A 14,620-nucleotide genomic window follows, 5' to 3' on the forward strand; every position below is an offset into this window, starting at 1 on the left:
TGACATCACCCGGGCCGGATCGCCCTAGTCTCTTGGACCGAATGAGAGATCCGTAACGCCCTTAACCACTGGTGTAGTAGCGGGCCGCACCTGGATGAAGGGGTATCGGATCGGTCTGCGGGGCCGCGCTGCGGTCGAAGTTGCCGCCCTCGGGGTGCACCCGGCTCAGCTCCGCCTGGTAGTCGAACAGGACCTTCGTCAGGTCGTGCGCGAGCTGCTCCGGCATGTCCGGCGAGACCACGATGAAGTTGCCGATCGTGATCGTGTCGACGTCGCCCGGCGTGTTGTACCGGTCCTTGGCGATCTTGCCACTGCCGTAGACGGGCCCATACTTGGCCTGCAGTGGCTGCACCAGGAAGTTGAGCGGCAGCACGGCGTAGGCGTTGGGTGAGCTGTTGAGCAGGTCGCTGATGCCCGGCGTGGGCACGCCGCCCACGAAGAACAGCGCGTCGGTGGTGCCGGCCTGCATGCCCTTGGTCGTCTCGGGCAGCGACAGGCGCTGGCGGATCACGTCGGTGTCCGGGTTGAGCCCGCCGGCGGCCAGCACGCGCCCGGCCGCGGTGTCGGCGCCGGACCCCAGCGAGCCGGTGGACACCCGCTTGCCGCGCAGGTCGGAGAATTTCGTGATGCCTGCCGATTTGCGCACCACGAGCTGCACGTAGCTCTGGTAGATGCGGGCCAGGGCGACGACCTTCTGCGGTTTGCCGTCGAAGGCGCCCTTGCCCGCATAGGCGTCGGCCGCGGTGTCGGCGATGGTGAATGCGACGTCCATGTCACCGGTCGCGACCCGCTGGATGTTCTCGCCGGACGCGCCGGTGGCCTCGGCCCGGGCCTCGTAGCCCTTGACGTGCTTGGTGATCAGGTCGGCCAGGCCGCCGCCGATGGAGTAGTAGACACCTGTCGTGTTGCCGGTGGCGATGAACAGCCGGCCGCCGTGCCACAGGTCGGCGCCCGGGCGCTGGATCGAGCCGGCGCAGCCGGTGACGGCGAGGACCGCCACCAGCGCCAGCGCTAACTTCCTGATCTTCAAGCCGGCCTTCTCGGGTTCAGCGGGACAGGGCGTCGCGCGGAAGGGGGTCCAGGGCGTCGGCCACGCGGTGGACGAGCATGGCCGTCTCGTAGCCGACCTGGCCCAGGTCGCAGCCGGGCGCCGCGAGGACGCCGAGCAGGGCCCGGTCACCGACGGACATCACGATCATGACGCCGCCGTCCATGTCGACGATCGTCTGCCGCACGTGCCCGGCCTGCATGACCCGGGCCGCACCGAACACCAGGCTGGCCAGGCCGCTGATCACGGCCGCGAGGTGGTCGGCCTGATCGATCGGGAGATCGGCGGAGGCGGCCAGGCGCAGGCCGTCGCCGGAAACGGTGATGGCGTGCGCCACGTCGGGCACCTGGCGCGCGAAGCTCACCATCAGCCAGTCGAGCTGTCCGGCGCCGTGCGGTTGCTGAGACATCATGATTCCTTGTTTCCTGGGGTACTGCTCTGCCCTGTTGCGGTGCTGGTGCTACGTCGTGCGGCCGCCGAGACTCCCTCGGCGAACGCGGACAGTCGCGACCGGATCTGATCCGGGTCGACCGCCGCGGCGCTGCGGCTCTCGGCAGGTGGTGCGGTGGTTTCCGGCGCCAGCTGGGCGCCGGGACGACGGCGAGGAAGATCCTGGTCCTGCTCCGACGACATCGAGCCACCTCCGGCACTGGAGGACGGGCTCCCCGGGCGTGGCGGCCAAGTGCCGGGGGATCCCCAGGTGGTTTGCGCGCTGTACTGCGGCGGCCGGACCGGCGGGTTCGCCGGTGGGGTGGCGGCCACCTGGGCCACGCCGCGCGACGGGGTGTTTCCGCCCGGCTGGACCCTGCTCGTGGCCGGCGGCGGGGTGGATCCGCCGGCCCGGAAACTGCCTTGCCCTTCAGAGCTGCCACTCAGATACGGACGGAACCACGGCGCCATGCCTCCCGCTGACGGACCGGCGGCGACAGGCGTGGGGGCCGGGGCCGGGGCCGGCTCCGGGCGGCGCTGCTGCGGGATCTGCGGCGCCTGCGGCTGGGACCGCTGCGGCTGGAACTGCTGCTCCGCGCGGCCGAGCGGGGCACCGACGGTGGAAGGCACCTGCACCGGCCGGCTCGGCGGCGGCTTGACCGCCGGGATCGTCTCGGTCGGGGCCGACCGGCCCATCGGCAGGGCGCTCACCGTGTCCAGCAGGCGGTGCGGGATGGCCACGTATGCCACGGTCCCCGAGCCGCTGGCGTGGAGCTGGACCCGGATGCCGTGGCGGGCCGCGAGGTGGGAGACCACGTGCAGGCCCATCGTGCCGGCGGCGGCACTGGACAGCACGCTCGGCACGGCCAGCCGGGAGTTGATCTCTGCCAGCCGGGCCGGGAGGATGCCGATCCCCTGGTCGTGCACGCGGATCATGGCGCCGTCGGTGGTGGCCCGGGCGTCGACGGTGACCGCCTCGGTCGGCGGGGAGAAGGCCGTCGCGTTCTCCAGCAGCTCGGCCAGCAGGTGCACGAGGTCGCCGACGACCGGGCCGGCGATGGCCAGGTCGGCCGGCTGGAACTCGACGCGGGCGAAGTCCTCGATCTCGGACGCGGCCGCGGTGATGACCGCGCCCAGCCCGACGGCCTTGGTCTGCGGGCGGCCGGGCTCGCCGCCGGAGAGGACGAGCAGGTTCTCCCCGTTGCGGCGCAGGCGGGCGGCCAGGTGGTCGAGGGCGAAGAGCCGGGCCAGCACGTCCGGGTCGGTCTCGTCGCGCTCGAACTCGTCGAGCAGCCGCAGCTGGCGGGTGATGAGGGTCCGGATGCGCCGGGCCAGCACCTCGGCCATGCGACCGACGTCGACGCGCAGCTCGGCCTGCTCACCGGCGAGGCGCAGGGCGGTGCGGTGCACCGTGCTGAACGCCTCGGCCACCTGCCCGACCTCGTCGTTGAGGGCGGCGATGCCCCGGGTGACCTCGGCCGCGGTCCGGCCGCCCTCCATGAGCGAAGGAGCCGGGGAGGACGAGCCGGCCGAGACGGCGTTGATCGCGTCCGGCAGGTCGCGCCGGGCGACCTGGAGTGCGGCGCCGCGCAGCGAGTTGAGCCGGCGGGCGGTGCGCACGGCCAGGACGATGGCGATGGCCAGAGCGCCCAGAGCGAGCAGGACGGTGAGGATACCGGTGGCCCAGGCCCGGCGGGACGCGCTGACGGCGATCTCGTCGGCCCGGACGTCGAGGTTGTCGGCGATCTCGACGGAGACGATGCTGACCCGGCGGATCACCCCGCTCTGCGCGACGAACCAGGCGTCGGCGTCGACCTTGAGCCCGGCCGCGTCCCGCTCGACGTCGCGTACCTTGGCGGCCATGCCGTCGGCGGTGTCCACGTCGGTGCCGCGCACCTCGTTGGAGTACAGCTGCCGCTGCTGGTCCGTCGAAACCCGGCGGAACTCGGCCTCGCGCTGCCCCTTGGCGCCCTCGATGAGCGCCAGGTTGCCGAGGTCTCCGGGCTGGAGGTTGCCGCGGCTGAAGATGGTGCGCAGCAGGTCGCGCTCGACGGCCGCGTAGTGCTCGATGAAGGCGCTGGAGGCCAGGGCGCGGGCCGCGTTGGACAGCTCGATGTCCTCGATCTGGCCGGGGACGGCGTCGGCCACGGTGAGCAGGGCGTCGGCGAGGCCGCCGTAGATCACGTCGGTGACGAGCACCATCGTGGCGGTGCCGTTGTCGATGGAGGCCCGGGTGAAGCCGAGCTGGCCGTAGTTCTCGCCGGCCACGCGCACCCGGTCGGCGAGAGCGGGCACGGCTTCGACGGCCTTGGCGGCGTCGGCGAAGAACCGGGACGCGGCCTGGTCGGTGCGGGACCGCTGGGCGGTGACGAGGGCGGCGCCGCTCGTGCCGCCGCGCTGGCGGAGCGCGGCGGTCTCGGCCAGCTCGCGCTCGATCTCGTGGACGAAGAGCACCGCGCTGGTGGCGGTGATGCTCAGGGTGCGGGCGTTGCCGGCGTCGCGGGCCGAGTTGACCGCGTTGGTGACCTGGATGCCACCCAGGACGAAAAGGCCGACCATCGCGACGATGATCGGCGCCAGCAGCTGCGCGCGGACCGACTGGAGCAGGCTCGCGCGGGGACCACCGCCTCGGCGGTGCCCGGCGACTGACGTATCAGTGCCCGCCGCACGGCGAGCCGGGCCGCCGGAGCTGACGCCGTGGCGCGGAACCGGGGCGCGGGAGGGGCCGCTGCCTGCCACCGCCTGGCCTCCTAAAAGTAGCGTCTCCAATACGGAGCGTGCCGCTGAGAGCGCTCCAACGCCACAGCGCCGGAGTCGGATCCATTACGGAACACGATCAGGCACGCTACTGGAAGAGGTTGAATCCCTAAAGGGTCCTTAGCCGTTCGTCTGAGTCGGTATGACTAAGCGTGATTACGGCGTCGCACAACGAACCAGATAAGGGCTCCGACGAGCACGAAAGCCCCTCCGCCGAGGATCCACGGGGTGGAGTTGCGCGATGACGCTTCCACGGCCACCGGGGTCGGGGAGATTGCGCTCGGGGCGACCGGCGGGCTCCACGACGAGGGCGGCGCGGCCACCGAGGACGGCGGCCGACCGGTGGGCACCACCGGTGTCGTGAGCGGCGGAAGTGTCGCGGGCGGGGTGAGATCCGGCAGCGTCGCCGAGGGCCCTACGGGCTCCAGAATCGGCGGTGGCCCGGGCAGGGGCGGGCCGGGCGGCGGCGTCGGCCCGAGGGCCGCGCCGCCGATCAGCAACGCGGCCACGAGCGACTTCACACAGGTCCCAACGGCAGCGGTGGGACCGGGTTGAGCCTTTTGGAACGGTTAAGCGAAGCTTTCGCCGATCAAGCCCGGCGGTCGTTACGGGGTGCCTGCACCGCGACCGGCTCGCCGTCGCGGAGGTTCTGCATGAACCTGTAGAACAGCACGCCGGACAGCACCACGCAGACGGCCAGGACCGTCGCCGCGGTCAGGGCCGTACGCGAGCTCGCCACCCAGCCGGCGTCGGCGAGCAGGACGAGCAGCCACATTGCGGCCGTCGCCTTCAGGACGCGGTTGCGGTATCGACTCATGCGAAGGGTGATACCCCGCTGCGCGGATCTCACTCCTCCACGAACACCGCCACTGTGCGTGCCGGAACCGTGAACGATCCGTGAGCACCGTCGAACGTGGATTGCCTGGCCACCGGGTCCGCCGAGGCCGCCTGGACCGGGTGGAGCGACACGTGGGCCCCGCGATACGCCGCGACCGTCTGCGTCGTCGCGACCGCGCCCGCATTGAACACCACGACGATCGAGCGCCAGTGCCCGTCCAGCCCGCGGGCGTCGAGCACCATCGTGATCACGCCCGGGGTCGCCTGCGCGCCCGAGAGCGGGAAGCTCAGCCGCTGCTGGACCTGGGCCGCCGTGCCGAGCGCGAACACCGGCGAGCCGGCCCGGATGCGCAGCAGCTCCTGGAAGCGGGCCGCGGCCAGGTCGACCGCGGCGCAGTTCGGCACCAGCGCCGGGTTGGCCAGCAGCGGCTGCGCGTACGGCCACTTGTCCTGGTTGTCCGCAGCGGGTGGCAGCCCGGCGCCGAAGCCGTTGCCGTCGGCACAGTTCCAGCGGATCTGGTTGAACCAGTCGCCCGAGTTGAACGAGTTGCGGTCGAGGGACTTGGAGCGCAGCCGGTCGGAGCCGGCCGTCACGAACCCGGTGCCCTGCCCGAGAATCGTCGTGGCCAGGGCCAGGACCTGCATCCGGGCCCGCTGCTCGGCGGTGGTGCCGGTCGGCAGCTTGTACGCCATCGTGTCGTACAGGATCTCGTTGTCGTGCGCATCCACGTATGTCACCGCCTCACTCGGCGAGCGCGTGTATCCGGCCGGCGAGCCGTTGTAGTCGACCTGCGCGCCGGTGACCCGGTGCCCGCTCGAGTCGGTGAACTCGTAGGCGGCCAGGTTGCCGGTCAGCCCCACCTGGATCAGGTCCTGGTAGTGCAGGAGCCGGGTGCGCTGCTCGGCCGCGGTGCCGTTGGCCGCGTCGCCGTTGGGGTCGGTGTACAGGCCGGTGGCGAAGCCCTGGATGCGCGGGTTGCCGTCGAACGGGCCGCCGCCGCGGACCGCGTCGCGCATCCGGTCGTTGAAGGTCCCGACGCCGGTGCCGGCCATGTTGGCCTGGGTGGCCTGCACGAACCGGGCGTCGCCGGCGACCTCGCCGAAGTTCCAGCCCTCGCCGTAGAGGAGGATCTTCTTGCCGTCGACGCCGTCCTTGGCCACGGTCAGCTGGTCGAGCGCGGCCCGCACGGCCATGATGTTGGCCTTCGGGTGGTGCCCCATGAGGTCGAACCGGAAGCCGTCGACCTTGTACTGCCGGGCCCACTGCACGATCGAGTCGACGACGAGCTTGCCCATCATCGCGTTCTCGGGTGCGGTGTTGGCGCAGCAGGTGGAGTTCGCGACGGTGCCGTCGTCGAGCAGCCGCTGGTAGTACCCGGGCACGATCTGGTCGAGCACCGAGTACTGATCGGTGCCGGCCGCGGTCGTGTGGTTGTAGACGACGTCCATGACCACGCGCAGACCCGCGTTGTTGAGCCCGGCGACCATCTGGCGGAACTGCGTGATCCGCGGGGTGCCCTGCGGATCGGTCGCGTAGGAGCCCTCGGGCGCGTTGTAGTGGAACGGGTCGTAGCCCCAGTTGTACCCGTCCCGGTCGGCGATCTGCGCGATGCACGCCTGCTGCTGCGGCGAGTCCGGCGGCAGCGCGGCCAGGTCGCACGGCGGCTGGGCCTGGTCGGCGCGCACCTCGGGGATCGTGGAGATGTCGAAGACCGGCAGGAGGTGGACGTACGACGCACCGGCCTGGGCCAGCTGCTTCAGGTGCTGCATGCCGGCCGACTGGGCCTGGGTGAAGGCCAGGTACGTCCCGCGCTGCGCGGCCGGCACGGTGGAGTCGGCGATGGAGAAGTCGCGCACCGACAGCTCCTGGATCTGCGGCCGGTTGGGGGCCGGGGGCTTGCGCAGGTCACCCCAGCCGCCCGGGCGCAGGCTCGGATCGTTGAGGTCGGCCAGCTGACTGTGGGTGCCGTTGGCCGCCAGCGACACGGAGTAGGGGTCGGTGACGGCGGCCGTGGTGACCGCGTGCACCGCCGGCTGGTAGGCCGTGACCCGGAACTTGTAGTAGAGGTTCTTCCAGCTCCGGTCGCCCGTCACCGACCAGACACCGGTCCGCTCGTCCCGGCGCATCGCGATGACCTGCGGAGGCTGCTTGATGTCGCGGTACAGCTCCAGCGCGACGTTCTGGGCGGTCGGCGCCCAGACGCTCACGCCCGGCTTCCCGCCGTCGAAGGTGGGGCCGAGCTTCGCGCTCAGGGCCGCGCCGTAGAGGTCGTCGAGGGCCCCCGCCAGCTGGACTCCGGTGGCCTCCGTGACCTGCCCGGAGCCGTCCCGTTCCACCGCCACCAGCTGCCCGCGCAGGGCGGCCGTGAAGGCGTTGCGGTCACCGTCGACGTGGAAGGTCTGGTAAGCCCACAGGTGCGGGAACTTCGCCCGCTGCGCCTCGGTCAGGTTGCCCGGCACGGCGCTCATGGCGAGCTTGGTGCCGTTGCCGATCACCTGCCCGTCCACGACCTTGAGCCCGCCCGCCGGCGCCGACCACAGCTCGTAGCTGTGCCCGTCGGTCGGCCCGGCGCGCCACGCCACCGTGTTGCGGTCGATCCAGACCGCCTTCGCCCGGTTGACGTCGGTGTCCGGGGTGCCCTGGGCCGGGATCGGCCGCAGGTACTTCTCCACGCCCGACAGGATCCACACCTCGTGCCCGACGGTGACCAGGTCGAGCGCCTGGTCGGACGGCAGGTCCTTCGTGTCGCCCCGGTGGATGATGTAGTTCAACAGTGGCGCATTGTCGGCCAGCGGCACGGTGAACGTCTTGCCGAACGCGTCGGTGCCGGACGGCTGCAGCGGGCTGCCCCAGTCGGTGCCGGTCGCGGCGCCCGTCCACACGTGCAGGCCCCAGCCGTCGTAGTCGCCGGCCGGGCGCCGGTAGTGCAGCACCGCGGTGTGCTCGGCCGCGGCCCGGGTCGGGTGCACGGCGGCCTCGCCGGAGCGCACCCACGCCTCCCCCTGGGTGCTGGGCAGCACTGACTGGTCCGGGCCGGGGTCCTTGGTGTCGCCGTTGTGCACGATGAAGTTCACCGGCTTGCTCGGGTCGGAAACGGGCACGTGCCAGTAGGCGCCGAACGAGTCGGTCCCGTCCGGCGGGCGCGGGCTCGCCCAGTCGGTGGCGGTGCCGGCGGCGAGGCCGTCGCCCCACAGGTGCAGGCCCCACCCGGTGTAGTTGCCGTCCGCGCGTCCATAGTGGATGGAAACACTGCCGGTAGCGGCCGCCTGGGAGGTGTAGATGGTCGCATCTCCTTGCTTGAGCCAGATCTCCGGATGCTTCGTCGGATCGAGCGAGCGGTCGGCCTCGACGTCCTTCACGCCGTTCGCGTCGACCACCAGGAAGCCCATGGTGGCAGCCCCCGGCTTCAGCTTGACCCATGCGAAGCGCCCGTACGAGTCCTCTCCGGCAAATGGCGCACCCTGCGGCCAGGTCATCGGGTCCTGGATGTCGCCCCAGGCGTACAGGCCCCAGTTGGTGTAGTCGCCGGCCGGCCGCTGGTAGTGCACGAGCGCGTAGTCAGGGGCGGCGGCACTCGGCGCCGTCCCGACCTTCGTGGTGACTTTTGCTTCGGCGGTACGCCCCGAGGCGTCGCGGACAACCGCCTTGTATTCGAGCTTCGTTCCCGCCGCGAGCCCGTCGAGATCGTGGTACGCGGCGTAGGGGCCGGCCTTGTCGGTGCCGAGCAGCTGCCACGAGCCGTTGCCGACCTTCGCCGCGAAGGTGACGGTGGCCAGCGGGTCGCCGGTGACGTCGGCCTTGACCGCGGCGACGCCGGCCGGGGCGGGGTCGACCGCGAGGGTGATCTGCGGCTTCGCGGTGGCCTTGCGGACCTGCCCCCGGGCCTTGAACACCAGCGTGGTCAGGGCCGGGATGCTCACCTGCAGCGAGCCGTCACCGGCGGTCGCGGCGATGGCGCCGGTCGACGGATACAGCTGGTCGAAGGTGGTCGTGGCCATGTACGTCGGGATCGTCACCGTCTTGGTGCCCGGCCCGTTGTTGCTGGCCACGACGTACTCGACCCGCTGGTCGGGGTCGATGCGGGAGAAGGCGAAGACGTTCTGGTCGGCGTACCGCGTGACCTGCACGCCCTGGCGCAGGCCCGGGTTGCGCTCGCGGAGGTTCGCCAGGCTCGAGATGGTGCGGTAGATCGGGTGGCTCGGGTCGTAGTGCGCGCTCGCGTGGGTGGTGTCCGTCCCGAGCAGGTCGTCGTCGAGGTAGTCGGCCGTCTTCGTGGCGAACATGTCCTGCCGGGCGTCCTTGTCCCCACCGGCCCCGGTGAAGCCCTGCTCGTCGCCGGAGTAGACGACCGGCTGGCCGCGGGTCAGGAACATGAGCTCGTGGCCGAGCTGGTCGCGGCGCAGGTGGGTGGCCGGGTCGGTGCCGCCGGTGGCGACGAAGTAGCCGATGCGGCCCATGTCGTGGTTGCCGAGGAACGTCGGGAGGTACTGCGCGCTCGTGCCCGGTGAGGTGTAGAGGTCGTCCTGGGCGTACATGGTGGCGAGCTCCTGGCCGGAGCCGCCGCGGGCCACGAAGTCGGTGGCGGCCTGCTGGAACGGGAAGTCCAGGGTGGCCGGGAGCCGGCCCTTGCGCACGTACTGCGAGTCGAACGCCGGGTTCGCGTCGTACACCTCGCCGAACATGAAGAAGTCCGGCTTGCCGGCCCTTGTCGCGGCCGCCTCGACGCCCTTGGTGAACTGCGGCCAGAACTGCATGTCGACGTGCTTGGTGGTGTCGATGCGGTAGCCGTCGATGCCGCTGTCCCGGACCCAGTCCGAGTAGATCTTCGTCATGCCCTGCACGACTTCGGGCCGCTCGGTCCACAGGTCGTCGAGGCCGAAGAAGTCGCCGTACTCCGAGTTCTCCCCGCTGAACGTCGAATCACCGCGGTTGTGGTACATCGTCGGGTCGTTCAGCCACGCCGGCTGCTTGACGGTCCTGTCGGCCGCCGTCGGGAACACCGGCGTATAGGGGAACGAGTCCAGATTGACCTGCGGGAATCCGTGCGTCCCGTCCGCATAGTTACGGTCGTCGAACTTGTTCCCGTTGGCGTCTTTGTACGGGTAGTCCGTCTTGTCGCGGTACGAATACTGGTTCTGTGCATACCGGATGACGTCAGCGGTGTGGTTCGTGATGACGTCGAGGTAGATCTTGATCCCGCGGTCGTGCGCCTTCTTGGTGAGGACCTTCAGGTCCTCCTTGGTGCCGAAGTGCGGGTCGATCTGGGTGAAGTCGGTGATCCAGTATCCGTGGTACCCGGCCGAGACGTCGGCCCCGCTGCCCTGCACCGGGTTGTTCTTGAACACCGGCGCGAGCCAGATCGCGGTGGTGCCCAGACCCTGGATGTAGTCCAGCTTGTCGATGACGCCCCTGAGGTCGCCGCCGTGATAGAAGCCCTTGTCAGTGGGGTCGTAGCCGGTGCTGAGCCGGTCGCCGGACAGCCCGCCGGTGTTGTTGCGCGCGTCGCCGTCGGCGAACCGGTCGGCCAGCACGAAGTAGAACTGCTCGGCCCGCCGGGCGTTCGCGCCCCGGCCGCCGTCGAGCAGTCCGTTGTCGATCAGGCTCGCGATCGACGGTTCGTTCGCCCACTCCGGCACCCCGGTCACGGAGTAGCTCGTCGGCTCCTGCGGCACGTCCGGTGTGCGGGGATTGTCGCCCGGCACCGCGGCCAGCACGGCGAGCGTGGTGAGAATGCCTAACGTCAGGTGCTTTGCGGACGGCATGGCGGGGCCTCCCTCTCTGGCGAGGTGGGCACCGTATCGACCGATGGAGATCCTTACAAGGCTTGACAACCTAGCCTTTGAGCGTTTGCCGGATCGCCTCGCTGATTTGTTTGAGCTGCTCAACCTGCTGCGGGCTGAGCGGGTCGAACAAATGGGTGCGAACCGTCTCGACGTGCCCCGGCGCGGCCGCCGCAAGTGCCGCGAACCCCTCGTCGGTGAGGTCGGCGAACTGGCCGCGCTTGTCGTCGTCGCAGTCGCGGCGCCTGACCCACCCGCGGGCCTCGAGCTTGGTGACCGCGTGCGAGAGCCGGCTGCGGGAGGATCGGGTCTGGACCGCGAGCTCGCTCATGCGCAGCGAGCGGCCCGGGCACTCGGAGAGCACGACCAGGATCTCGTAATAGGCGTGCGGCATACCGGCTTCGTGCTGCAGCTCGCGGTCGAGCCGGTCGATCAGCAGCGTGGTCGCGCTGTAGAAGGCGCGCCAGGCGGCCTGCTCTTCCTCGTCGAGCCAGCGGGTCATGGCATTTATTTTTGCACGGTCGGAAACGTTGTCCGCGATCTCGGGCCGGGCGCTAGGATCGGCTGGTCAACGACTACCAGCGCGCCGTCGAGGAGGCCCTCGCCGGCGTCCCCGCCCACCGGCGCGCCGAGCTGCTCGCCGATCTCTCCGAGCACATCTCGGCCAAGCGGGCCGAGCTGGGGCCGGAGACCGAGGTCGAGGTCCGCTCCGGTCTCGACCTGCTCGGCAGCGCTGAGGAGGCCGCGGCGGAGGCGCCCGAGGACGACGTCGAGCCCATCGTCATCGAGCCGAGGAAGAAGTCGGCCGCGCTGCTCTGGGTGCTGATCACGATCGCCGTGGCGGCCGGTCTCTGCGTGCTCGGCGTCCTGGCCATCGGCCTGCTCGTGATCGCCCGCGCGTAGCGGCCCCGGCCCCCTCGCGAGGGGGCCGGGGCCGACCTGCTCTAGCGGACGGTGCCGGCCGAGCCCGTGCCCCGCCGGACCGGTTCGGCACAGGCCAGCAGCTTGCCGTGGCCGAGGAACTCGATCGCGGTGGCCGCGCCGATCTCGGCCATCGGGGTGAAGGTGTGGCCGAGCCCGGCCAGCGCCGTGCCCTCGGGCGAGCTGATGAACGCCGGCTCCGCGGTGACGCTCGCGGTGTTGCGCTGCGAGGCCCGCGGTGCGGCGACCGCCTGCGGCAGGCTCATGCCGAGGTCGAGCCGGTTGACCAGGATCTGCAGGACGGTCGTGATGATCGTCGAGCCGCCGGGCGAGCCGACCGCGAGGAACGGCTTGCCGTGCTGCAGGACGATCGTCGGCGCCATGGAGCTGCGCGGCCGCTTGCCGGGGCCGGGCAGGTTCGGGTCGGCCGCGGTGCCCTGGGTGTTGGTGAAGTTGAAGTCGGTCAGCTCGTTGTTGAGCAGGAAGCCGCGGCCCGGCACGACTATCGCGTTGCCGCCGATCTGCTCGATCGTGAGCGTGTACTCGACCACGTTGCCCCACTTGTCGGCGACCGTCAGGTTGGTCGTCGACTGGCCCTTGTCGGGGCTCGCCCCGCCGGTCGCCGTGGTGCAGTGCCGGTCGTAGCGCCCGTCGGGGTTGCCCGGGAGCACCGGCTTGGCCTGGGCCTTGGCCGGGTCGATCCGGCACGCCCGCTCACCCGCGAAGCCGTCGGTCAGCAGCGCGTCCAGGAGCGGCCGGGGCGTGTAGTCGCCCACGTAGCGGTTGCGGTCCGCGAACGCCAGCGCGCTGGCCTCGAGGTACCGATGCAGCGCCTGGGTCTTGTCGAGCTTGGACAGGTCGGACCGCTCGAGGATGTTCAGCGACTCGCCCACCGTGGAGCCGCCGGACGACGGGGTGGCCATGCCGTAGACGTCGTAGCCGCGGTAGGAGATCTTCGTCGGGGCCGGGTTGCGCACGTCATAGGCGCGCAGGTCGTTCAGCGTCATGCCGCCGGGCCGGATCGGATACTGCCACGGCTGCCCCGGACTCGCGGCGACCGGCGGGTGCTGCACGGTGTTCACGATGTCCCGTCCGACGTCGCCCTCGTAGAACACGCCGGTGCCGCGCCGCGCGACGAGGTCGTAGGTGGCGGCCAGGTCCGGGTTGCGCAGCGTGGTCCCGACCGCGGGCGGCGCGCCGCCGGGCAGGAACAGCTTCGCCGTCGGCTCGAACTGCGCGAACGCGGCGGCGTTGTCCTTGACCTGCTGGTTGAACGTGGCATCGACGAGGAAGCCGTCGCGGGCGACCTGAGCCGCCGGGCGCAGCGCCGAGGCGAGCGGGCGGCTGCCCCAGCGCCGGGCCGCCTCCTGCCACGTCGCGAGCGAGCCGGGCACACCCGCGGACAGGCCGCTGACCCGGGCCTCCTGGAACGCGAGCGGCTGGCCGGTGGCCGGGTCGACGAACGCGGTCTCGCCCATCGAGCGCGGCGCGGTCTCCCGGCCGTCGAGGGTCGAGATGCGCCCGGTGCGGGCGTCGTAGTACACGAAGAATCCGCCGCCGCCGATGCCGGACGAGAACGGCTCGGTCACGCCCAGGGTGGCCGCGACCGCGAGCGCGGCGTCGACCGCGTTCCCGCCGTCGCGCAGCACCTTGAGCCCGGCCGCGGTGGCGGTGGGGTCGACGCTCGCGACCGCCCCGCCGTAGCCGGTCGCAGTGGGTCCGTTGACGGCCGACGCGGATGCGGGTGTGGCGGGCACTAACAGGAACGGAGCAAGGGCCAGTGGAATGAGCCTTCGCACGGGTGCCTCCCTGATGAGGATCGACGGCGATCGCTCCTCCTGCCTACCCGCCGGTGGTCTCCGGCACAACCCGGAACGTACGACGATAGGCACTCGGCGCGACTCCGATCGTGGCCTGCAGGTGCTGGCGCAGCCCGGCCGCGGTGCCCAGGCCGGAGCGGCGGGCGACCACCTCGACCGGCAGGTCGGTGCTCTCCAGCAGGGCCCGCGCGTGGTCGACGCGCCGCTGCAGCAGCCAGCGCGCCGGGCTCACCCCGGTCTCCTCACGGAACCGCCGGGTGAACGTGCGCACGCTCATGTTCGCGTGCGCGGCGAGGTCCTGGAGGGACAACGGCGCATCCAGCCGCTCGGCCGCCCACGAACGGGTGGCGGCCAGGGTGACGTCGGCCGGGCGGGGCAGGGGCCGCTCGATGTACTGCGCCTGCCCGCCGTCCCGCCACGGCGGCACCACGCTGCGCCGGGCCGCCCGGTTGGCCACCTCGCTGCCGAAGTCGGTGCGCACCACGTGCAGGCACAGGTCGATGCCGGCCCCGACGCCGGCGCTCGTCAGCACGTCCCCGTCGTCCACGAACAGCACGTCGGCGTCGAGCTTGACCTGCGGAAAGAACTCCCGGAACCGCTCCGCCCACCACCAGTGCGTGGTCGCCGGCCGCTCGTCCAGGAGCCCGGCCGCGGCCAGCACGAAGGCCCCGGTGCAGATCGACATGATCCGCTTGCCCGCTCGATGCGCCCGCTGGAGCGCATCCTTGACGTCCGGGGCGACCGTGCCCCGCTCGACCGGGTCGCCGGCGTGAATACCGGCCACGACGACGGTGTCGACCTGCTCCAGCAGCTCCAGCCCGTGATCGGGCACGACCTTGAAGCCGCCCGCCGTCTCGACCGGGCGCCCTTGCGGGCTGCAGACCCGGGTCCGGTACTTGCGCTGCCCGGTCTCGTCCCGCGCCGTCCCGAAGATCTGGTTCGGCGTGCCCAGGTCAAACGGGACGAGCCCATCGAGCACGAGGATCGCCACCTGATGCTTCTCGGTCATGGCCTAATTCTTGCGCAT

General features: G+C 71.3%; 8 protein-coding genes. All 8 read right to left on the reverse strand.

Features of this window, described 5'->3' with window-relative positions:
• Window positions 1–61 precede the first annotated feature (61 nt).
• The 8 genes from Dvina_RS52505 to Dvina_RS52540 all read right to left on the reverse strand — a co-directional run bounded on the left by Dvina_RS52505 (window position 62) and on the right by Dvina_RS52540 (window position 14,602).
• Window positions 62–1,030: a TAXI family TRAP transporter solute-binding subunit gene (locus Dvina_RS52505; RefSeq protein WP_223099864.1), complete on the reverse strand. Its 969-nt coding sequence runs from the start codon at window positions 1,028–1,030 to the stop codon at window positions 62–64.
• A gap of 16 nt (window positions 1,031–1,046) precedes the next feature.
• The gene (locus tag Dvina_RS52510; protein ID WP_246655886.1) at window positions 1,047–1,460 is read right to left on the reverse strand and encodes a roadblock/LC7 domain-containing protein; all 414 of its coding nucleotides are present in this window, start codon (window positions 1,458–1,460) and stop codon (window positions 1,047–1,049) included.
• The gene (locus Dvina_RS52515; protein WP_223099866.1) at window positions 1,457–4,036 is read right to left on the reverse strand and encodes a sensor histidine kinase; all 2,580 of its coding nucleotides are present in this window, start codon (window positions 4,034–4,036) and stop codon (window positions 1,457–1,459) included. The genes Dvina_RS52510 and Dvina_RS52515 overlap by 4 nt, the downstream gene beginning before the upstream one ends.
• Window positions 4,037–4,823: 787 nt before the next feature.
• A complete protein-coding gene (locus Dvina_RS52520; protein ID WP_223099868.1) occupies window positions 4,824–5,051 on the reverse strand; it encodes a hypothetical protein in 228 nt (75 codons plus the stop codon).
• 29 nt (window positions 5,052–5,080) lie between these two features.
• Entirely contained in the window at window positions 5,081–10,834 is a 5,754-nt protein-coding gene (gene pulA / locus Dvina_RS52525; protein WP_223099870.1) for a pullulanase-type alpha-1,6-glucosidase, read from the reverse strand.
• 70 nt (window positions 10,835–10,904) lie between these two features.
• Window positions 10,905–11,354, reverse strand: a complete 450-nt coding sequence (locus Dvina_RS52530) for a MarR family winged helix-turn-helix transcriptional regulator (protein ID WP_223099872.1) — start codon at window positions 11,352–11,354, stop codon at window positions 10,905–10,907.
• Between the two features lie 442 nt (window positions 11,355–11,796).
• The gene (gene ggt, locus Dvina_RS52535; RefSeq protein WP_380031472.1) at window positions 11,797–13,572 is read right to left on the reverse strand and encodes a gamma-glutamyltransferase; all 1,776 of its coding nucleotides are present in this window, start codon (window positions 13,570–13,572) and stop codon (window positions 11,797–11,799) included.
• Window positions 13,573–13,615: 43 nt separating this feature from the next.
• Complete coding sequence (locus tag Dvina_RS52540; protein WP_223099874.1) at window positions 13,616–14,602, reverse strand: GlxA family transcriptional regulator; 987 nt, start codon at window positions 14,600–14,602, stop codon at window positions 13,616–13,618.
• Between the last annotated feature and the right edge of the window lie 18 nt (window positions 14,603–14,620).

Origin of the sequence: Dactylosporangium vinaceum (genome assembly GCF_019904175.1) — a bacterium.
GTDB classification, from domain to species: domain Bacteria; phylum Actinomycetota; class Actinomycetes; order Mycobacteriales; family Micromonosporaceae; genus Dactylosporangium; species Dactylosporangium vinaceum.

Coding starts and splice junctions, on each gene's coding strand:
- Dvina_RS52510 (WP_246655886.1), bottom strand. CDS start 1,460: ATGATGTCTCAGCAACCGCACGGCGCCGGACAGCTCGACTGGCTGATG.
- pulA (WP_223099870.1), bottom strand. CDS start 10,834: ATGCCGTCCGCAAAGCACCTGACGTTAGGCATTCTCACCACGCTCGCC.
- Dvina_RS52520 (WP_223099868.1), bottom strand. CDS start 5,051: ATGAGTCGATACCGCAACCGCGTCCTGAAGGCGACGGCCGCAATGTGG.
- Dvina_RS52540 (WP_223099874.1), bottom strand. CDS start 14,602: ATGACCGAGAAGCATCAGGTGGCGATCCTCGTGCTCGATGGGCTCGTC.
- Dvina_RS52530 (WP_223099872.1), bottom strand. CDS start 11,354: ATGACCCGCTGGCTCGACGAGGAAGAGCAGGCCGCCTGGCGCGCCTTC.
- Dvina_RS52515 (WP_223099866.1), bottom strand. CDS start 4,036: ATGGTCGGCCTTTTCGTCCTGGGTGGCATCCAGGTCACCAACGCGGTC.